The following is a 20652-nucleotide window of genomic DNA, read 5'->3' as shown; positions in this document are numbered from 1 at the left end:
CCCGGAGAGTGACGATGCGCACAGAACATTTCGACGTCGTGGTGGTTGGGGCCGGGCTTTCGGGGATCGGTGCGGGGTATCACCTGCAGACGCTGTGTCCCGACCGCAGCTATGTAATCCTTGAGGGAAGGGCGACGCTCGGCGGGACGTGGGACCTGTTCCGCTATCCTGGCATCCGTTCCGATTCGGACATGTACACGCTCGGCTATGCGTTCAAGCCGTGGACCGAGGCGAAAGCCATCGCCGATGGTCCATCGATTTTGCAGTATGTCGGAGACACGGCCCGCGACTATGGCATCGATCAGCACATCCGCTTCGGGCATCACGTTCAGACGGCAAGCTGGTCGACATCGGACGCCCGGTGGACGGTGCGCGCCGACGGTCCCGATGGTCCGGCCAGCTTCACCTGCAATTTCCTCTTCATGTGCAGCGGCTATTACAATTACGCACGCGGCCATACGCCCGACTGGGCGGGGACAGAGCAGTTTGCGGGGCGGATCGTGCACCCGCAATTCTGGCCCGCCGATCTCGATTATGCCGGCAAGGAAGTCGTCGTCATCGGCAGCGGCGCCACTGCGCTGACGCTCGTGCCTGCCATGGCGCAGACCGCCGCGCATGTGACGATGCTGCAGCGCTCCCCGACCTATGTCGTGTCGCGTCCGGCCGAGGATGCGACGGCGAACTGGCTGCGCCGGAAATTGCCGGCGATGCTCGCCTACCGGCTGGTGCGGTGGCGCAACGTGCTGCTGGGCATGGCGTTCTTCAACTTGGCGCGCAAACGGCCGTCCAAGACCAAGGAACGGCTGATCAACATGGTGCGCGACCAGCTCGGGCCCGATTACGATGTCGCGAAGCATTTTACGCCGAGCTACAATCCCTGGGACCAGCGGCTGTGCCTCGTTCCCGATGCGGATTTGTTCGATGCGTTGAAGACGGGCAAGGCTTCGGTCGTCACCGACACGATCGCCCATTTCACGCCGGACGGCATCACGCTCACCTCCGGCGCGGAAGTGCCAGCCGACATCGTGGTGACCGCGACCGGCCTCGAACTGCAATTGCTCAGCGACGTCGCTTTCAGTGTCGACGGCGAGGCGGTCGATTTGGCCGACACCTATAACTACAAGGGCATGATGTATTCGGGCGTGCCGAACATGGCGTCGTCCTTTGGCTATACCAATGCGTCGTGGACGCTGAAGGCCGACCTGACCTGCGGCTATGTCTGTCGCTTGCTCAACACGATGAAGACGCGCGGCCTTCGCCAGGCGACGCCAACGCTCGAAGGTGCGCTGCCCGAGCCCAAGCCGTTCCTCGACTTCACTTCGGGCTATGTCACGCGGGCAATGGCGCGGTTCCCCAAGCAGGGCGACAAGTCGCCGTGGCGGCTGCATCAGAACTATGCGCGAGACTTGCTGACGCTGCGCTTCGGCTCGGTCGACGATGCGATGGTGTTTTCAAACCCCGCGTCGACCAAGCGCACCGACAAAATCGCCGCCTGACGTCGGAACCACGGTCGATCGTCCGTGTTCTTGCGTAACGAAAGATTGCTCTTGCCCTGTTCGTTCGAACGAATTAACGGCGCCGGGTGCTTCAACAACGCCTCCTCGAAATCGCGATCGCAGAATTCGCCAGCAAGGGCCTGGAAGGTGCGAGCACGCGTAGCATCGCCGCGAAGGCGGGGACGGCCATGTCGTCGATCACATACCATTTTGGTGGCAAGGAAGGCCTCTATCTCGCCGCCGCGGATTATATTGCCGCGCAGATCGGCACCGACTTCGAGGCAACGCTTTCGATCGATGAGGTGCCCGCGGGGCTGACTCCCGATCAGGCGCGCGCCTTGCTGCATGGCATGATCCGGCGCTTCATCGATACGATGACGGGGCCGAAGAGCGCGATGTATTCGCTGTTCATCATGCGCGAGCAGATGGAACCAACCGAAGCCTTCGAGCGCATCTATGGCGGATTGATGGGGCGGATGCTGGCCATGCTGGTCGAGCTGATCTGCATCGCGACCGCCCGCCGCGACGCCACCGTCGCGCAAGTCACCGCGATCACGCTGATGGGCCAGGTGATCGTGCTCCGTGGCTCGCGCGCGACGGTCCTCAAATTGCTGCAACGCCGCGACATCGACTCGGCGGCGATCGCGCTGCTTGCAGCCCGGATCGCGGCCAATACCGACGCCATTCTCGACCAACTGATTGCCGAACGACAGGAACTTCCATGAGCGAAGACCAGAGCACCGCCCGAAAGTCCGACGACGCCGAAGATCGCAAGCCCACGAATGGGCAAGGCGACGAAGACGGTGCGTCGGCCCATGTGCAAAAGGGCGATACCAAGGACGATGCGGGCGACAGCGATGCGTCGCAGGATGATGATTCGTCCGATGACAAGACGAAGAAGCCGTCGATCTTCACCAAACCGCTGTTTTGGATCATTCTCGTGATTGTCGTCGCGGTCATCGCGATAGGCGGCACGTTCTATTATCTCGACGCGCGCCAGTATGAGACGACCGACGATGCGTTCGTCGATGCGCATATCGTGCGCATCTCGCCCAAGGTCGCCGGCACGCTCAAGTCGGTTGCCGATATCGACAACCGGCACGTCGAGGCCGGTCGCCTGCTCGCGGTAATAGAGCCGTCGGGCCCCGAGGCGCAGGTCGCCGAAGCCGACGCGAACGTAAAGCAGGCGCAGGCGCAATACGAGCAAGCGCGCGCGCAAGTCACCGCAGCGCAGGCGAGCCGCGATCAGGCGGCAGCACAGGCGCGTAGCCCGCTCGCCACGGCGGCCAAGGCGCAACAGGATCTCGCCCGCTACCAGGCACTGGTGCGGCTCGATCCGAATGCCGTCGCGGCGCAGCAGCTCGACGCCGCGCGCGCAACCGCACGATCGACCGCAGCCGATGCCGCCGCCGCGCGCCAGCAGATCGACAGCGCCGCCGCCAACATCACCGTCGCACGCCGCCAGGTCGCCGCTGCGCAAGCCGTGATCGAAGCGCGCCGCGCCTCGGTCCAGCAAGCCAAGGTCACGCTGGGCGACAACCGCCTCGTCGCACCGGTGTCGGGTCAGGTCGTCAACCGCTCGGTCAATGTCGGTTCCTATGTCGGGCCGGGCACGCAGCTGATGGCGATCGTTCCCGACCACATCTGGGTCACCGCCAATTTCAAGGAAACCCAGCTGCAGTTGATGACGATCGGCCGACCGGTCGAGATCAAGGTCGACGCCTATCCCGACGTCAAGTTCAAGGGGCATGTCGATTCGATCCAGCGCGGCGCCGGCCAGGCTTTCGCACTCCTGCCGCCGCAGAACGCCACGGGCAATTACGTGAAGGTCGTCCAGCGCGTACCCGTGCGGATCGAGTTCGACCTCAAGAACGGTCCCGATCCGCGCAAATATCCGCTGGGGCCGGGCATGTCGGTCGTCCCGACGGTCAAGGTCCGCTAAGATGGCCGCCGCCCCGGCAAAGACCGGGAAACGCGCGGATGGATGGGATCCGACACGATCGGCGGCGGGCAGCTACAGCCCGTGGCTGATCGTCGCGATCATCTCGATCCCGACCTTCATGGAGGTGCTCGACACCTCGATCGCCAACGTCGCGCTCGATCACATCGCCGGCGGCCTGTCGGTATCCAACGACCAGGCGACGTGGGTGCTGACCAGCTACCTCGTCGCCAATGCGATCATCATCCCGATCAGCGGCTGGCTGTCCGACGTGATCGGGCGGAAACGCTATTTCATGATTTCGATCGGTCTGTTCACCCTGTCGTCGCTGATGTGCGGCCTGGCGCCGAACCTGTCGACGCTGGTCATCGCGCGTGTGCTGCAAGGGATCGGCGGTGGCGGCCTCGCGCCGGTCGAGCAATCGATGCTTGCCGATACCTTTCCGCCCCGACTGCGCGGGATGGCATTTGCGGCCTTCGCGATCGTGGTGGTGGTGGGGCCAGTGCTCGGGCCAACGCTCGGCGGCTATATCACCGAGAATTCGAGCTGGCATTGGGTGTTCCTGATCAACGTGCCGATCGGCATCGTGTCGCTCTTCCTCGTCAATCTGTTCGTCGACGAGCCGAAGGCGATCAAGGACGATCGCGCCAAGTTGCTCAAGCGCGGCATCCGTGTCGATTATATCGGCATCCTGCTGATTGCGCTCGGTCTCGGCTTCTTCGAGCTGACACTCGATCGCGGCGAGCGCGAGGACTGGTTTTCGAGCGGGCTGATCATCACCACCGCGACGATCTCGGCGCTGTCGTTGATCGCGCTCGCCTTCTGGGAAACCAACCACCCCGAGCCCGTGCTTGACTTGAAATTGCTCAAGAACCGCAATTTCTCGCTAACGCTGCTGGTGATGGGTGTGACCGGCATGATCCTGTTCGGCACGACGCAGCTGATTCCGCAGATGTTGCAGCAGGTGCTGGGCTACACGTCGTTCCAGGCAGGGCTCGCATTGACGTTCGGCGGGGTGGCGACGCTCGTGATGGTGCCGTTCGCCGGTCGGCTGTCGGGCGTCGTCGATGTCCGGCTGCTGCTCTTCCCGGCGCTGCTCGTCCAGGCTTTCGCGCTGTGGAATATGACGCACCTCAATGCCGACATCACGTTCCTCGATGCCGGCGTTGCGCGGCTCTATCAGGCGATGGGGCTGCCGTTCCTGTTCGTCCCGATCAGCGCGGTCGCTTATGTCGGGTTGCCGCAGAACAAGACCGCGCAAGCGTCGAGCATGCTCAACGTCGCGCGCAATCTTGGCGGGTCGATCGGCATCTCGGCGTCGCAGACGCTGCTGGCGTCGGGCTTGCAGCGTCATCAGTCGGAACTGGTCAACGGCCTGAGCCCGCTCAACCCCAATTACAACGAGTGGCTCGCCAAGGCGGGGGGCGCGTTTGGCGGGGTAGGGGATCCGACGACGACGCCGCTCGCGGTGCTCTATCAGACGGTGCAGCGCCAGGCGTCGATGCTGGCGTTCCTCGACGTCTTTCATTCCCTGATGATCGTGGTGCTCTGCATAGCCCCGGTCGTCTTCTTTATGCGCTCCGGCAAGTCCGGTGGCTCCGGTGGAGGCATGGCCCATTGACCCGCTCTCTCGTCACGACTGCGCTGCTGGGCGCGACTCTGCTCGCCGGCTGCACCGTTGGCCCGAACTATCACGCGCCCGAAATGGCGGTGCCGCCCGCCTTCAGCGAGCCGCAAGCCGCCGCGCCCGGCGCGACGATCGACCCGGCGCATTGGTGGACCGCGTTCGGCGATCCGACGCTGACCTCGCTCGTCGAGCGCGCGCTGAAGGACAGTCCGAACATCGCGATCGCCGGCTCGCGCGTCCGCCAGGCCCGGCTGCAGGAAATCGCGGCGCACGCGATCGGCAAGCCGACGGTCGATGCGACGGGCAATGTGACGCATGTCGAGTTCAGCAAGAATGCCGGCTTCTCCTCGCTCGCCAGCCTGTTCTCGGGCGGCGGCGCGGGGGGTTCGGGGAGCTCGGGGGGAATCGCGCTGCCGGGCAGCGGCATCACCACCTATGCCGCAGGCTTCGATGCGAGCTGGGAGATTGATCTGTTCGGCGGCGGCCGGCGGAGCGTCGAGGGCGCTCTGGCGCGCACCGACGCCGCGATCTGGTCGCAACGCGATGCCGCGGTCACGCTCGGCGCTGAAGTGGCGCAGGCCTATTTCGCGATGCGGCTCGATCAAGCGCAGATCGCAGTGGTCGAGGACGAACTCGGGCGACAGCGTCGATCGCTGCAGATCGCGGGCAATGTCGCCAAGGTCGGGCTCTCGCCGCAGATCGACGTGACGCGTCAACAGCAGCAGATCACCACGCTCGAAGCGCGGCTCGAGCCGCTACGCGCGGATGTGCGCGTCCGCATCCACGCGCTGGGTATCCTGCTCGGCGCGCAACCTGAAAGCCTGACCGCCGAGCTGACCGCGCCGTTACCGCCATTGCAGGCCATGCCCGTCGTGCCGGCAGGGCTGCCATCGGATTTGCTGCGGCGGCGTCCCGATATTCGCATGGCCGAGCGCAATCTCGCGGCGTCGACCGCCGATATCGGTGTCGCGGTGGCCGATCTGTATCCCAAGTTCAAACTCACCGGGATGGCGGAGCTCCTGTCGACGTCGCTCGCCTCGCTGTTCTCGCGCGACAGCATTCAGGCAACGGGCGTCGGCGGCGTGACGTTTCCGCTGCTCGACTGGGGCCGGCGTCGCGCGACGGTCGGCGTCCGCAAGGAGGACCGCGAACAGGCGTATCTCCAATATCAGGCAACGGTGCTTGGCGCGTTGCGCGATGTCGAGGATCCGCTCGCGCGGATCGACGCCGAGCGACGGCGCAACGCGGCATTGCGTCGCGCGGTCGCCGATGCGGAAGCGACCAACCATGCGGTCTATGCGCAATATAGCGCAGGGTTCGTTGCGCAGAACGCGCTGATCGACGCGCAAGTCACCGTGCTCAGCGCGCGCGAGCAACTCGTCGCGAGCGACGCGCAGTTGCGGCAGGACACGGCGGCGTTGTTCAAGGCGATCGGCGGGGGCTGGGAGGAAGCCAAGGCCGGGTGATTGGCAGCGGTGCGCTCGACGCCTAGGATTGGCCGATGGACCTTTCCGACGACCTGCAAACCGCCGCGCTGACGCATCTCGAAGCGCTGATCGGTTTCGACACCACATCGCGCGATTCGAATCTCAGGCTGATCGAGTATGTCGAGGCGTACCTCGGCGGCCTCGGCGTTGAGTCGCGTCGCGTCGCGAATGCCGATGGTTCGAAGGCCAATCTCTACGCAACGGTCGGGCCGGCCGTGCCGGGCGGGGTGGTCCTGTCAGGGCACACCGATGTCGTGCCCGTCGACGGGCAGGCGTGGGCGAGCGATCCTTTTACGCTGACACGCCGTGGCGAGCGGCTTTACGGTCGCGGGACATGCGACATGAAGGGCTTTCTCGCGCTGGCTTTGGCGGCGGTCCCGGCCTTTGCGCGCGGCGAAACCGCTCGGCCGCTGCATCTGGCCTTCTCCTATGACGAGGAGGTTGGCTGCCTCGGCGCGCCGTCGATGATCCGCGCACTGGTCGCCGAGCTGCCGGCGCCAATCGCCGTCATCGTCGGCGAGCCGACCGATATGGAGGTCGTGAGCGGCCATAAGGGCATTTCGACCTGGCGCGTGACGGTGACGGGGCACGAGGCGCACTCGAGCCTGACGCACCTCGGAGTCTCGGCCAATATGGTCGCGATTGGGCTCATGACCCAGTTGCGCGTACTGGCCGAATCGTTCGAGCGGCATCCCGATCCCGAATCGCTCTATCACCCCCCGCATGCGACCCTCACGATCGGCCTGATGCAGGGTGGGACTGCGGTGAACATCCTGGCACGCGAGTGCGGCTTCACCTTCGATCTGCGGACGCCGCCGGGGCAGGATCCCGATACGATCATCGCGCCGTTCCTTGCGGCCTGCGCGGAGGAAGATCGGGCGCTCAAGGCGCGGTTTGCCGACGCCGGTGTCGTCGTCGCGCGTCGCTCCGCAACGCCTTCGTTCGCGCCCGAGCCCGGTGGTGCGGCCGAAACGCTGGCGCGGCGCCTGGCTGGAGACAATGGTCCGGCGCGTGTCGTGCCCTATGCAGCCGAAGCCGGGCAATTTCAGGGTGCGGGGTTTTCGACGATCATCTGCGGGCCGGGCTCGATCGAGCAGGCGCATCAAGCGGATGAGTATCTGGAGGTCGCTCAATTCGAGCGCGGCGCAGCGTTTATGCGGCGGTTGATAGAGGCGTTGCGTTAAACGCCACAAAAAATTATTTGTTGGCCGAAGTGTCGGCCGAACTGAAATCTAGTGCGTCCGCCAGATCAGAAACGATCATCGGGTACGCAGTTTTATATTGGGCAATCTTCACTTCGAATATGAGGTCTAGGAAGAGATGACCCGACACTGCCGATAACTCGCTCCAAAAAGGACCTGATTTCGTTCGTGTCGGGTCGGAACGAGGTTTAGAAGGGGCGAGCGTTTTCGCCGTAGATCATCGCGAGGATAAAACGCAACATTACTTTTCTCCCATACGCATCCAGTTGGATGCAAAACATCCTTAATGCACTGTTAACGATGAATCAATCAGACTTTGCCCGGTCGGCCTCGTTCCGGGTGTGCCTTAACTGTTCTTTCAATGCTGGCGGTTAGCCCAGTGTCATGGCGCGCATCCTGCAACCTCACCTTCCTCCCCGGCGTCCGGCCCGGGGTTCATCGCCACGCGGTGCTGCCGATGGCGCCACTACCGTGGCCAGCGTCGCACCCTCGCGCCGCACCAACGTAAAACGTGGTCTGCAACGCGGCGCGGCGCCTGTCCGGATCGGTGCATGGCAGTTCGTGTGCCTCGTCCAGATCGGAAATTTTGCCGCGCTGCGCCGTCATCTCGGGCCAACCCGCGCCGAAGACCTCGCGCGCGAACTCGAGGCGCGTATTGCGGTGGCGTTGCCCGAGGCGTCGAGCCTGGCGATTGGTCGTGCTACGATCGAAGTGGCGTTTATCGGTGATGGCTTCGGAGCGCTTGAAGCTGCTGTTGCAAAGTTGCGAGAGGCAACGGCGCGACCGTTCGACATCGACACCGAATTGCACGCTTTCGAGATTCTGGTGGGGGCAGCCGGGGCGCCGCGTGGTACGACCGAAGACGTCCGCTTGGTCGAAGAAGCCGAAGGGGCGCTCGACGATACCCATGCCGATCAGGACACCGTCCTGCGCGATCTGTCGGCGGGCACTGCCGCGTTCGATCGGCTGACACTGACGCGCGAGCTGCCGCGTGCCATCGCCGGTGGCGAGATGTTCCTCCAGTATCAGCCCAAGGTGCATGTTCGTAAGCAGGAAATCACCAGCGCCGAGGCACTGGTTCGCTGGCAGCACCCGACTCGCGGATTGATCCTGCCCGGTGACTTCATCACGGTCGCCGAGGAAGCTCGGCAAATTTCCGCACTGACGCTTTGGACGATCGATGAGGTGATCCGCGACCAGCGCGTGCTCGCCGCCGACGGCCATGACCTGACGATCTTCATCAACATTTCCGGCCAGTTGCTCGGCGACAAGCATTTCGTCGAAACGGCATGCGCCGCGGTGCGCGAAGGCGGCGTCAAGATCGGCTTTGAGATCACCGAGACCGCCGTCATTCGCGATCCGGAATGCGCCATCGCCAATCTGCAGATTCTGGCTGATCAAGGCATCGTAATTGCGATCGACGATTATGGGGCGGGGCTTTCGTCGCTCGCCTATCTCAAACAGCTGCCGGCGCGCGAGCTCAAGATCGACAAGATGTTTGTCTTGCAATTGACCAGCAGCAATCGCGATCCTTTGATCGTGCGGTCGACGATCGACCTTGCGCATGCGCTCGACATGGAAGTGACGGCCGAAGGCGTCGAGACCCAAGCGGCGATGGCGCTCCTATCGGTGATGGGGTGCGACATGATCCAGGGATATCTGATCAGCCGCCCGGTCTCGATTGATGCCTTCCGGCGCTTCCTCCACGATTACCGCGAGCGCCCGGCAGAGGATCCGCGCAAGTCGATGTTCCAGCGTTCGGCAGCGTTCTGGAAAAGTGCCTGAACCTTCAAAATTTAGAAGTTAGCGCGCTTTTAACACTTCATATAATATCATACCGATAATGTGGCGGCCCTTCCTACGCGCGATTGCGATTTTGGTAGCGGTGGCGATTGCTGCTGGTTTCGTCGCTCATCAGGCTGGCGCTCGTGATCTTCAATCTACGTCCGCTAGCTTTGAGGCTTTGACAGCAGAAGCTAAATCCAAGATGGTCGTCGCTCCCGCGCAAGCTATCGAACTTGCGAGACGGGCAGAGGCGCTGGCTTCCCGCAAGAGTGGGCGCAACCGAGCGATTGGAGTCGCAACCGCGCTATGGTTGCAGGGCGAAGCCTATCTCCAACTCAATGAAAGCGGCCGCGCGACACCTCTCATCGATCGTGCGATAGCGCTTGTTTCAACTGCAGGGCCTGTCACCAAATTAAATGGTGATTTACTGCTTTCCAAGGGCGGTTTCCAAACATCGACGGCGGACGTGGCAGGTGCCTTATCGTCTTATCAACGAGCTCACCAGATTTTTCACGAGGTTGGCGAGACGCGAAGCCGTTCTATTGCCTTGATTTGTATCGGAATTCTATATCAAGAGGCAAATGACAACCAAACTGCACTGAGGTATTACGGCCAGGCTCTAGACGTATTTGACGGTGACCCGCAGCTACTTTACTCAATCCACAATAATCGTGGTAATGCTTTAAAGGAACTGGGTCGATTCAAGAGTGCTTTGGCCGAGTTCCAGACTACGCTGATTATCACTCGCAGTCTTAAGAGTTCTTTGCTCACCGCTAAAACATTGCGGAACATAGCCCGCGTCGAGCTCCTCGAGGGGCAAGTGCGTGCCGCAGACCAGACGATTGCGCAGGGTGCGGAATTATCGCGTGGCGCGGAAGCGCTCGCCGATCGCAATCAATTTCTTGTGCTCTCCGCTTGGTCCGCTCGATTACGCGACCATTTGACGCTCTCCGAACGATTGATCACGCGCGCCCTCGTCAATGTCGATCCCGAAGCCCCCACGCTCGACGTTCGCGAGGCGCATCAGACCGCTTATGACATCTTCAAACAGGCCGGGAATCAGGCGCAGGCGCTGATCCATCTCGAGGCGCTCAAGGCGCTCGACGACAAGACGTCCGAGTTGGCCGCTTCGGCCAACACCGCGCTCGCCGCCGCGCGGTTCGATTTCGCGAGCCAGGAGCTCAACCTCGAGAAGCTCCGGCGCGCGCAACTGCAGCGCAACATCGACGATGCGAAGCTGCGTGCCCGCACTCAGCAAACGATCTTCGGTGGCGCCGCGGTCGCGACGCTGATCATCATGGCGATGCTCGCTTTCGGCTTGATCACTATCCGCCGCAGCCGCAACGAGGTGCGCGCTGCCAACGTCGACCTTGCCAAGACCAACGCCGCGCTCGCCAAGGCGCTCGCCGCCAAGACCGAATTTCTCGCGACGACCAGCCACGAGATCCGGACGCCGCTCAACGGCATCCTCGGCATGACGCAGGTGATGCTCGCCGACCGGACGCTAACCGATTCGTTGCGGGATCGGATCGGCGTCGTCCACGGTGCGGGCGTCTCGATGCGGGCCCTCGTCGACGACATTCTCGATGTGGCGAAGATGGAAACCGGCAACCTCACGCTCGAAGACGTGCCGTACGATCTCAAGGCTACGCTGCGCGACGTCTCACGGCTGTGGGAGGAGCAAGCGCGTGCGAAGGGCGTGCGCTTCGTGCTCGACCTCGACGGTTGCCCCGATCACGTGGTCGGTGACGCCGCGCGCGTGCGGCAGATCGCCTTCAACCTGTTGTCGAATGCGCTGAAGTTCACCGCGGCGGGTGAAATCCGGCTTGCCGCATCGGCGAGGGATTCGGTTCTGGCGATCGCGGTCACCGACAGCGGGATCGGCATTCCCGCCGACAAGCTCGGCATCATCTTCGAATCGTTCCGACAGGTCGATGCGGGCACGACGCGGCAATTCGGCGGTACGGGTCTTGGCCTTGCCATCTGTCTGAACCTGGCCGAGGCGATGGACGGCGCGATCGGCGTCACGAGCACAGTCGGAAGTGGGTCGACCTTTACGCTCGAACTGCCGTTACGACTGGCTGCAGCCCCCGCGGCGGTCGCGGTGGATCCGGCCGTGGAGGCGACCGCACTCCTCATTCTCGACCGCAACCCCATTTCGCGAAGCATGTTGCGCGCCGTGCTCGCCGCGCGCGCGGGCGAGATCGTGTTCGCGTCGTCGGTTGACGAAGCGGTCGCCCGGATCGGGGAGGGCGGTGTCGCCCATGTGCTGATCGATGACGGCACGATCACGGCCGAGCCGGATCTCGATGCGGCACTTGCCACGCTCGGTAGCTGTCCCGTACGGACGACATTGTTGTGGCCTGCACCCGATGAAGCGCACCGTGTCCGTTTTTCCGTCGCAGGGATCGATCAGCTTGTCGCCAAACCGATCGCGGGTGTTGCGCTTGCGGCGGTGTTGTTCGACAGCGCCCCCGATGATGGTCGCACCGTATTCACCCGTGTCACTCAAGCGGCATGAAATAGAGATTCCGTAATGTCGTATGTGTCCTACCCCTTTAATCGCTTGGCTATGGTGTGATGAATATTCTGTTCATCGAAGACGACCCAATGAATCGCCGTGTTGTGAAGGACATGCTCGATGTCGCGGGCGCAACCATGACTGGTGCCGAGAGCGGCGAAGCCGGTCTCGCGCTGATCGACACTCAAGACTTCGTGATCGTGTTGCTCGACCTGCGCATGCCGGGGATGGATGGCTTTGAGACATTGCGCCGCATCCGCGGGCGCGGCGACGCAAAGGCCGATCTGCCGGTCATCGTCCTCACCGCCGATACTGCGGTCGATCTGCGCGAGCGATGCCTTGCCGAGGGGGCCGACGAAGTGCTGTTCAAGCCCGTCGCGATGGACTCACTGTTCGATGCGATCGGACGGATGCTCGCCAAGGGGATTGGCGACGGGATGATCGGCTAAGTGCGCGCTGCCGGCCGGTCGCCCGAGCACGCCCTCCATCGATGCGGTCGCGCTGCCGCGTCGCGCCGGTTTGGATTGCGACGGGGCAGGGGACCAGCCGGTAAGATAGACGATATCGAAATGCTCGACGGTCTTGCCGTCGGGCTCCGCGCGCGCCGCGAACAGGTCTGCCGCGCGCGCGAGCGTGTCGCGGCGTAACGGGGTGCGGTCGCGCAGGATGTTGGTGCCGCCCATCCCGCGCAGATCGCGGAGCAAGCCACCGATGCCGCGATAGCGCACGCTCAGCGGCTCGATATCGGCAACCGGGAGCGCGAAGCCGGCGCGCATCAGCAAGTCCCCCGCTGATCGCACGTCGATTTGCGGATGGATCCGCGCCGCGGGGCGATCGCCTTCGGCCTCGCGCAGGACCGCGCGCAGCGTCGACAGCGTACCCATCCCGCAAAACGCCGCGAGGAACAGCCCATCGGGCCGCAGCGCACGCCGCGCGAGCGTCAAAGCACCCGGCAGATCGTTGACGCTGTCGAGCACGCCCACCGAGACGACCAGGTCGAACGCGCCGGCGGCAAAGGGGAGCCGGTCCTCGTCCGCCTGTATGCCGCCTGCGCGCGCCGCGAACGCCGCGCCCGCGTCGCAGCGCGTGACGGTCGCGCCTTCGGGGCCTTGCAGCGCGCCGTCGAAGCAGCCGAGATCGAGCATGTCGGTGAAGCGATGCGTCACGCTCGCCAATCGCTCGGTGATCCCGTCGAGCATCGCCGTGCGCAGGAAATCGAACGCGGCAAAGCCGGGGGCGGCGCGGTCGCGGCGAAGGCGGCGCGCATCGCGGTCGAAGATATCGGGGACGCTCATTGCCGCGCTTGTGCCGCTGGCGAGGCCGCGCGACAAGGGCCGGCGTGTCGCCCTGGCTTATCCCCTTGCGCTTCGTCGCCGATTTCGCGCTTCCGCCGCGCTGCCCGGGATGTGGCGGCGTAACGGGCGACGACCATCAGTTCTGCGCCGAGTGCTGGGGCAAATTGCGCTTTCTAGCGCCGCCCTGGTGTGCCGGATGCAACGGTCCGTTCGCCTATGATCGCGGCGACGACGCGTTCTGTGCGCGGTGCCTCGCCGACCTGCCCGACCATGCCGGCATCCACGCCGCAGTCGCTTATGGCGAAGTCGCGCGCACCGTTGCGCTCCGCCTGAAATATGGTGGCCGCACCGCCCTCGCCGAGACCGTCGGGCGGCAAATGGCGCGGCTGATGCCCGCCGATGCGGCGTTGCTGATCCCGGTGCCGTTGCATCGCTGGCGCTTATGGTCGCGCGGCTTCAACCAGGCGGCGCTGATTGCGCACGCGCTGACGATTGCATGCGACGTGCCGAACGATCCGCTTCTGCTTCGCCGCGTGCGGGCCACACCGCCGCTGCGCGGTATGGGCGCCAAGGCACGGGCGCGGGCAGTGGCGGGGGTATTTCGCGTGGTCGATCCGCACGCCTGCCTGCGCGACAAGACGGTCGTCCTGATCGACGACATCTATACCAGCGGCGCCACCACCGATGCGTGCGTACGCGTCCTCTTGCGCGCGGGGGCCGCGAAGGTCTCGATCCTGTGCTGGGCGCGCGTCCTCGACGACGCGCGCGACGCTCGCTGATTGACAACACCGCCTTGCGTCCACATCTTTGATCGATGCCAAAGATCGAAATCTATACCAAAGCCTTCTGTCCCTATTGCGCGCGTGCGATGAAGCTGCTCGCCTCGAAGGGCGCCACGCCCGAGGAGTTCGACATCACGATGGGCGGTCCCAAGCGTGCCGAAATGCTCGAACGTGCCAATGGCGGCACTACCGTCCCGCAGATCTTCATCGACGGGAAGCATGTCGGCGGATCGGACGATCTCGCCGCGCTCGAGCGCGCGGGCAAGCTGGACGCGCTGCTGGCGGCATGAAGATCGCGCTGGCGCAGATGACGAGCGGGATCGATCCCGCCGCCAACGCCAGGACGATCGTATCGGCCGTTGCGGACGCCGCCGCGGCCGGTGCGGCGATGCTGTTTACCCCGGAAATGTCGGGGCTGGTCGATCGGGACCGCGGCCGTGCGGCGCAGCACCTCCGCCGCGAGGAGGACGACCCGGTGCTGTCGGCCGTGCGATCGGCCGCGGCGGAGCATCGCCTTTGGGTCCATCTCGGATCGCTTGCGGTGCTCGGCCCTGACGGTCGGCTCGCGAACCGCGCATTCGTGATCGACGATAGCGGCGCGATCCGCGCGCGTTACGACAAGCTTCATCTGTTCGATGTCGATTTGCCGAGCGGGGAGAGCTGGCGCGAATCGGCGAGCTATGCCCCGGGCGCGGGCGCCGTTGTCGCGCAGACACCGGCAGGAGCGCTTGGCCTGTCGATCTGCTACGATCTTCGCTTTGCTGATCTCTATCGCGCGTTGAGCGACGCCGGCGCGACGGTGCTTGCGGTGCCTGCGGCGTTTACCAGGCCGACCGGTGCCGCACACTGGCATGTGCTGCTCCGCGCACGCGCGATCGAGGCGGGCGCCTATGTCGTCGCCGCTGCACAGAGCGGGACGCACCAGGACGGACGGGAGACCTACGGCCATTCGCTCGTCGTCGATCCATGGGGCGAGGTGATCCTCGACATGGGCGACGCGGCGGGGCTCGGTTTTGCCGAGATTGACGCGGTCCGTATCGCCGATGTGCGAGCGCGGATTCCGGTTCTCGCGCACCGTCGCCCGATCCCCGAGGTCACGTCGGCGTGATCGTGTTCGATTTGCGCTGTTCGAAGACGCACGTGTTCGAGGCGTGGTTCGGGTCGAGCCGCGCGTTTGAGGACCAGCAGGAAAGCGGCCTTCTGGCGTGCCCGATCTGCGGCGATCGGACGGTGACCAAGGCCGTGATGGCGCCCAACGTCGGCGCCAAGGGGAATAGCCGCAGCGCGATCGCCGTCACCAAGCCGGATTCGCCAGCGCAACCCACGCCGCAAGCAATCAAGGCCGCGCTGCACGCTCTGGCCTCTGCACAGGCGCAAATGCTTGAAACCTCGCAATGGGTCGGACGCGGTTTTGCCGACCAGGCGCGTGCGATGCATGTCGGGGAGACGGCGTCCACACCGATCCACGGAGAAACCACGGTGGCGGAGGCGAAGGCGTTGATCGACGACGGCGTCCCGATCGCCGCGCTACCCCTGCCAGTCGTCCCGCCCCGATCGGTGAACTGACCGGGTTTGTTACGGCAGTCGGGTGCGGCTGACCCTATTGCGGGCGCTGGCTGGCGTGTTTTGCTTGGTGACCTGCCCGTGATACAAACATCGTGCGCAGCGTTGGTTAGAGCGGATTTGCGGTTGCCCCGCCCCGGCAGCTATGGTTCAGACCAACGGCACCGCAGGGGCCGCCGGGCTCGATCCTCCGCCAATGCTGCGAGCCTTGGCACCTCGTTCGAAACCTATCGCGACGTAACCGATAAAAGCAGGGAATACCGTAAGTGGCGAATCTAGCTGATTGCGTAGCGCATGGCATTCAATGGTTTCATTCGTTCGACTTGCCCGACGGTGAATCGATCAAGGGCTATAAGTCCGAAGCGATTCTCCGGCGCGAGGCCGCGGCGATCCTGCCCGATGACCTGACCGGCAAAAGCGTGCTCGATATCGGCGCTTGGGATGGGTATTTCTCGTTCGAGGCTGAGCGACGCGGTGCCGCGGATGTGCTGGCGACCGATCATTTCTGCTGGTCCGGGCCGGGCTGGGGCACCAAGGACGGCTTTGATTTCATTCATTCCCGGCTTGGCTCCAAGGTCCGCTCGTTCGACGTCGAGCCATTGGGTCTGACGCCCGAAAAGTTCGGTCAGTTCGATGTCGTGCTGTTCCTCGGCGTCCTGTATCACGTCACCGACATCTACCGCCATCTCGAGGCGGCCGCGGCAATGTGCCGCGATCATTTGGTCGTCGAAACCGAGACGACGATGATCAATACCAAGGCGCCGTTGGCACGTTTCATCCAGAGCCACGAGCTCGGCGGGGATCCGACCAATTTCTGGGCGCCCAATCCCGCGCTGGTGCGCTTGCTGCTCGAGCGCCTGGGTTTTTCGCGGATCGACGTCACGATTGCCGGCAAGCCTCATGCAGTTTCGTGGTTGCCGCGAGCAGACTTGAAAACCCGTCGCATGATCGTTCACGCCTACCGCTGACAGGCCGCGTGCAACTCAACTCTGCACGGGCTGTGATGTGATCGAGATTGACCTGGGGGCGCTGCAAATCTAGGGACATCCCCGGAGCCCCCGTAGCTCAGGTGGATAGAGCGACGGTTTCCTAAACCGCAGGCCGGTGGTTCGAATCCACTCGGGGGCACCATTGTCGTCCGACGGGGGTTTGGAGCGCCGCGATAGCTGAACGCACGCCAGACCACCCTTGCTTGCCGCAACCTAATGAGACGGGCGGATCGCCGCCCGCGGAATCGTGAAATCCTATGACACCCAGCGAAACCTACCGCGCCAACGCCGCTGCGCAGCGTGAAGCCGCGCAGAAGACCACGCTCGCCAACCGTCGCGAGATGCACGAGCGGTCGGCTTATGCGTGGGAAGCGATGGCGGAAGCCAATGAGGCGACCGCGGCGCGCGCTGTCGTGAACGCGGCGGCAAAACTCGCGGGCTGATCCATCGCCGCGAAGACGCGGTTTCTGCCCGATGGCAGGCCGATCATTCGAAGGCGCTCAAACGCAAGACACCGACAGTCCGTGAGGAGTGTCGGTGCCATGGTGCTAAACTGTGTGGAAGCGCTCAGGCCTTCATATGGCCAGCGAGATGCTTGTTCATCTCGAACATCGTGACCCGGTCCTTGCCGAAGATCTTCTTCAGCTTTTCGTCGGCGACGATCTCGCGCTTGTTCTCCGGGTTCTGGAGCTCATGCTGCTTGATGTACGCCCAGACCTTGCTGATCACTTCGCTCCGCGGCAGCTTGTCCGCGCCGACGATCTCGGCGAGGTCGGCCGAAGGCGTGATGGGCGCAAAGATGCCGCCAGTCTTGGGGGCGTCGCTCTTTGCGGTTGGGGTCTTGGCCATAGATTGTCCTTCCTGATGTGCCGTTAAAACCGACATCGGTTTCACGCCTTCGTTAGCGCTGCGCTCTTGTGCGCTGCCTTTCCGCCATTGTCACTCCTAACAATGAACTCGGGATTCTCGGGTGTTGCGGCGACTTTGTGCCCCTTGATCGTGGTCGGTTTGGTCTGCTTCTTCTCGACCACGCCGTGTGCCGTGCCGCCGTGCGATTTCCAGGTGACGTGATCACCCTTCTTTGGTTCGGTCATTGCTACGCTCCTTGTCTGTAGCAATGCAGCGCACGGCGCAGGCATTCGGTTGCATCGGGGGGCTCCAACCGACCGATCAGAACGCCTTGCGCAGCGTCAAGCCATAGGTCCGCGGCTGATTGGGATAGCCGCTATAGCTCCCATCCTGTGCGACCGTCGGGAATGCGCTGATCAACTGGTTGTCCTTCGTCAAATTGCGAACCCACAGCATCGCCTCGAGCTTGGCCTTCTCGAAGGTGAAGCCAAGGCTCGCATTCACGTTGTTCTGGCCATAGGTGTTGAGCGCCGGTGGCACCGTATCGGTGAGCTGGAACTTGCTGGTATAGTCGTATTCGCCGCGCAGATAGGCGCTGACGCTTGGGCTGAAGGTGTGCGAGATGACCGCCGAAACCGACGAGCTCCACTCGGGAATGCCCGTCGGCTTCGTCCCGGTGAGGTTGCGGAAATTAGGAATGAGGCCGGTCAGCGGATTGATCGGGCACCGCACCGTGTCGTACGAAACGCACGCCGCGCCAGTGAAGCTGTCATATTTCGGATCGAGATAGGTCACCGCGCCGTTGAGCGACAGCCACGAGATTGGCTTGTACGCGGCGTCGATCTCGAACCCTTTGACAGATTGTTGGCCGGCATTGACCAGGCTGTAACCCAGCCCGGTGAACGCGTTTGACTGGAAACCCTTGATGGTCTGCTTGAAGACCGCGACGTTGAAATAGCCGCCCTTGAACCTGGCCTTCAGTCCGGCTTCGTAAACGGTAACATTCTCCGGTGCTGCGGTGCGTCCGACGCCGTTGAGCGGTGGGCGGCTGTCCGACGACAGGTTGAAGGCACCCGCCTTCCAGCCGGTCGAGTAACTGATATAGGCGTTCACGACCCCGAAATTGTACGCCGCGCGAGCCGCATAGGTGACCTTGTCACCCTTGAGAATGCCCGATTCCGTCGCGTTGGGGAAGTTGATCGGCGCGTGCGCAGGGCTGTTGCCGTAGAAGAACTGGAGAGCGTTGAGGCCGAATGGATTGAGTCCGGCCGGCGAGGCTGGGCAGGGTGCGCTGCCTGGACCCGGCAGCGAGGAGCCGAGCGATGCGCCGAACAAATTGACGGGCACGTTGCCCGCGGTCGTCGCCGGATTGAAGCCCTTTTGCAGCAGGCAGCCCGAGATCGATGCAGGCAGCGCGGCAAATGGGAGAACGCCCAGACCGGGAACATTTTCAAGGTTCAGAAGCGAGAAACGGTCGTTGAGGACGACGTTGGATACCGCGGCCTTGCGATCGTTGAGATAGGCGAGCCCGCCTGTGATGGTGAGACGATCTGTGATCTTATAGTCTGCCTGGCCAAAGATCGAATAGCTGTCCTGCTTGAGCTTGTAGCGATCAGAGATCCCTTGGCCTTGCGTGAAATAATAGCTGCCGGGGGTAATTGCAGGGTTGGTGGCGCGCTGGAGCGATTCGAGCGCGAAGATCAGTCCCCCAGGCCCGCCGGTCAGCCCGTTCACGAAAGTGCGGATGTCCTTGCCGAAACGGATGTCGCGGCCAGTGTCGACGTTTTCGTGCTGGTAAAAGCCGCCGAGCAGCCAGCTGAACGGGCCGTCGCTGTTTGACGTCAACCGCACTTCCTGCGTGAACGTCTTGATCTTGTTTGCCGTGATGTTGTTCGAGACATCGGCGCCGGTGAAATCAATGTCTTGGTTCGACTCATTCACTTGCTCGCGATACGCGGTGATCGAGGTCAGTTTCGCGATCCCGAGGTTCCAGTCTATCTCACCGGAAATGCCCTTACCTTGCAGGCGATTTTTAGGGTCGGTGTTGAAGATGACGTTGCGGTCGAAGATCTTGGTCGTGTCGGAGATCGCGAAGCCCGCCGCCCCGATCGCAAGGGTACGCGGCCCGTTGAAGATCGACGTGACGCCGCAGCAGACTTCCTTGACGAGGTTGTAGTCGCCGATGACGCGGACCGAGAAGTCCGACGACGGCTCGAACAGAATGTCGGCGCGGATCGAGGCGCGATCGCGGTCATTGATCTTCGCACCGGTCGTCAGATTTCTGAAATACCCGTCGCGCTGATTGACGCTGCCCGAAAGCCGGAAAGCGAGCGTGTCGGTGATCGGTCCAGTGATCGTCGCCTTAGGGTTGATCAGCCCGTAATTGCCGATGCTGACCTCGGCCTTGCCGCCCCATGCAAAGGATGGGCGCCGCGTCGTGATGCTGATAGCGCCGGCCGAAACGTTCTTGCCGAACAATGTCGACTGCGGGCCGCGCAGCACTTCGACGCGTTCGATCTCAGGCAAATCGTCGAGCGCCGACGACGTGCGCGAGCGATAGACGCCATCGATGAAAACGCCGACCGAGCTTTCGATACCGTCATTGCCGTTGCCGTTGCCGAAGCCGCGAATGATGAAGTTCGTCTGCCCGGTTGCGTTGAGCTGCGGCACTTTGAGCGAGGGGACGACCGACTGCAGGTCGATCAGATCCCTGATCTGCGCCCGTTCGATCGTCGCTTGGCTGGTCACGGAAACCGAGATCGGCACGTCCTGCAAGGATTGCTCGCGCTTTGCGGCGGTAACGATGATGTCGTCGCTGCTGTCCTGGCTGGCGCTGCTCGGCGTCGATCGCGACGGCGCGCTTTGCGGGGCTGGCGCCGTTGCACTTGTATCTTGCGCCGCTGCGGGACACGCGTAGAGCGAGACCAACGCCGACGCAGCGAGCAGTTCGAATTTCTTCATGATGGCATCCCCTGTCTCTGCCGCCTCCAGTCTGTGCCGGATGACGGTTTTCGAAGATCAGGTTCGTTAAATGGCGAGGCATAGTCAATGGGCTAAATTACCTAACGGCGGGGGCGTGCAATGGCGCAAGCCGCCCGGTAGAGTTGCAAATAAGGA

General features: G+C 63.3%; 19 protein-coding genes and 1 tRNA gene. 16 read left to right on the top strand and 4 right to left on the bottom strand.

Translation table 11 applies throughout. The annotated features are described in order from the left end of the window. Nucleotides 1-14 precede the first annotated feature (14 nt). The 9 genes from IE187_RS02455 (at nucleotide 15) to IE187_RS02415 (ending at nucleotide 12506) form a co-directional block, all read left to right on the top strand. On the top strand, nucleotides 15-1496 hold the full coding sequence (locus IE187_RS02455) for a flavin-containing monooxygenase (protein WP_189674950.1): 1482 nt from the start codon (nucleotides 15-17) through the stop codon (nucleotides 1494-1496). Between the two features lie 86 nt (nucleotides 1497-1582). After that, entirely contained in the window at nucleotides 1583-2221 is a 639-nt protein-coding gene (locus IE187_RS02450) for a CerR family C-terminal domain-containing protein (protein ID WP_189674949.1), read from the top strand. Next, on the top strand, nucleotides 2218-3438 hold the full coding sequence (locus IE187_RS02445) for an HlyD family secretion protein (protein ID WP_189674948.1): 1221 nt from the start codon (nucleotides 2218-2220) through the stop codon (nucleotides 3436-3438). Before IE187_RS02450 ends, IE187_RS02445 begins: the two co-directional genes overlap by 4 nt. Nucleotide 3439: 1 nt before the next feature. Continuing rightward, the gene (locus tag IE187_RS02440; RefSeq protein WP_189674947.1) at nucleotides 3440-5056 is read left to right on the top strand and encodes a DHA2 family efflux MFS transporter permease subunit; all 1617 of its coding nucleotides are present in this window, start codon (nucleotides 3440-3442) and stop codon (nucleotides 5054-5056) included. Then, nucleotides 5053-6528, top strand: a complete 1476-nt coding sequence (locus IE187_RS02435) for an efflux transporter outer membrane subunit (protein ID WP_189674946.1) — start codon at nucleotides 5053-5055, stop codon at nucleotides 6526-6528. Before IE187_RS02440 ends, IE187_RS02435 begins: the two co-directional genes overlap by 4 nt. 35 nt (nucleotides 6529-6563) lie before the next feature. Next, on the top strand, nucleotides 6564-7733 hold the full coding sequence (gene argE / locus IE187_RS02430) for an acetylornithine deacetylase (protein ID WP_189674945.1): 1170 nt from the start codon (nucleotides 6564-6566) through the stop codon (nucleotides 7731-7733). Nucleotides 7734-8222: 489 nt separating this feature from the next. Further along, nucleotides 8223-9536: an EAL domain-containing protein gene (locus IE187_RS02425; RefSeq protein ID WP_229839187.1), complete on the top strand. Its 1314-nt coding sequence runs from the start codon at nucleotides 8223-8225 to the stop codon at nucleotides 9534-9536. Nucleotides 9537-9594: 58 nt separating this feature from the next. Then, a complete protein-coding gene (locus IE187_RS02420) occupies nucleotides 9595-12057 on the top strand; it encodes an ATP-binding protein (protein ID WP_189674944.1) in 2463 nt (820 codons plus the stop codon). 59 nt (nucleotides 12058-12116) lie between these two features. Beyond that, complete coding sequence (locus IE187_RS02415; RefSeq protein ID WP_133188797.1) at nucleotides 12117-12506, top strand: response regulator; 390 nt, start codon at nucleotides 12117-12119, stop codon at nucleotides 12504-12506. On the opposite strand, the gene IE187_RS02410 is transcribed toward IE187_RS02415, so the two are convergent. Further along, nucleotides 12444-13352 (bottom strand): methyltransferase domain-containing protein, encoded by a 909-nt coding sequence (locus tag IE187_RS02410; RefSeq protein ID WP_189674943.1) that lies wholly within the window; start codon nucleotides 13350-13352, stop codon nucleotides 12444-12446. The genes IE187_RS02415 and IE187_RS02410 overlap by 63 nt on opposite strands. Before the next feature lie 44 nt (nucleotides 13353-13396). Here IE187_RS02410 and IE187_RS02405 point away from each other — a divergent pair, with 44 nt between their 5' ends. From IE187_RS02405 to IE187_RS02375, 7 genes are all read left to right on the top strand, one after another. Beyond that, complete coding sequence (locus IE187_RS02405; protein WP_189674942.1) at nucleotides 13397-14131, top strand: ComF family protein; 735 nt, start codon at nucleotides 13397-13399, stop codon at nucleotides 14129-14131. 35 nt (nucleotides 14132-14166) lie between these two features. Beyond that, complete coding sequence (grxC, locus tag IE187_RS02400; protein WP_133188791.1) at nucleotides 14167-14424, top strand: glutaredoxin 3; 258 nt, start codon at nucleotides 14167-14169, stop codon at nucleotides 14422-14424. After that, nucleotides 14421-15242 (top strand): carbon-nitrogen hydrolase family protein, encoded by an 822-nt coding sequence (locus IE187_RS02395; RefSeq protein ID WP_189674941.1) that lies wholly within the window; start codon nucleotides 14421-14423, stop codon nucleotides 15240-15242. The genes grxC and IE187_RS02395 overlap by 4 nt, the downstream gene beginning before the upstream one ends. Then, nucleotides 15239-15700, top strand: coding sequence for a DUF1178 family protein (locus tag IE187_RS02390; RefSeq protein WP_189674940.1), 462 nt, complete (start codon nucleotides 15239-15241; stop codon nucleotides 15698-15700). The genes IE187_RS02395 and IE187_RS02390 overlap by 4 nt, the downstream gene beginning before the upstream one ends. A gap of 263 nt (nucleotides 15701-15963) precedes the next feature. After that, nucleotides 15964-16665 (top strand): class I SAM-dependent methyltransferase, encoded by a 702-nt coding sequence (locus IE187_RS02385; protein ID WP_133188785.1) that lies wholly within the window; start codon nucleotides 15964-15966, stop codon nucleotides 16663-16665. Between the two features lie 86 nt (nucleotides 16666-16751). Then, nucleotides 16752-16828 (top strand) — tRNA-Arg (locus IE187_RS02380). A gap of 115 nt (nucleotides 16829-16943) precedes the next feature. Continuing rightward, nucleotides 16944-17129 carry a hypothetical protein gene (locus IE187_RS02375; RefSeq protein WP_010186188.1) on the top strand — a complete coding sequence of 62 codons (186 nt, stop codon included), beginning with the start codon at nucleotides 16944-16946 and terminating at the stop codon, nucleotides 17127-17129. Between the two features lie 124 nt (nucleotides 17130-17253). Here IE187_RS02375 and IE187_RS02370 read toward each other — a convergent pair whose 3' ends face one another. The 3 genes from IE187_RS02370 to IE187_RS02360 all read right to left on the bottom strand — a co-directional run bounded on the left by IE187_RS02370 (nucleotide 17254) and on the right by IE187_RS02360 (nucleotide 20496). Then, nucleotides 17254-17535 (bottom strand): SWIB/MDM2 domain-containing protein, encoded by a 282-nt coding sequence (locus IE187_RS02370; protein ID WP_133188783.1) that lies wholly within the window; start codon nucleotides 17533-17535, stop codon nucleotides 17254-17256. Nucleotides 17536-17576: 41 nt separating this feature from the next. Beyond that, nucleotides 17577-17780, bottom strand: a complete 204-nt coding sequence (locus IE187_RS02365; protein WP_133188781.1) for a hypervirulence associated TUDOR domain-containing protein — start codon at nucleotides 17778-17780, stop codon at nucleotides 17577-17579. Between the two features lie 76 nt (nucleotides 17781-17856). Continuing rightward, nucleotides 17857-20496, bottom strand: coding sequence for a TonB-dependent receptor (locus tag IE187_RS02360; RefSeq protein WP_189674939.1), 2640 nt, complete (start codon nucleotides 20494-20496; stop codon nucleotides 17857-17859). Nucleotides 20497-20652: the final 156 nt, after the last annotated feature.

It is taken from the genome of Sphingomonas glacialis, from assembly GCF_014653575.1.
GTDB lineage: Bacteria > Pseudomonadota > Alphaproteobacteria > Sphingomonadales > Sphingomonadaceae > Sphingomonas > Sphingomonas glacialis.
This window is presented reverse-complemented; position numbering and strand designations above follow the sequence as displayed.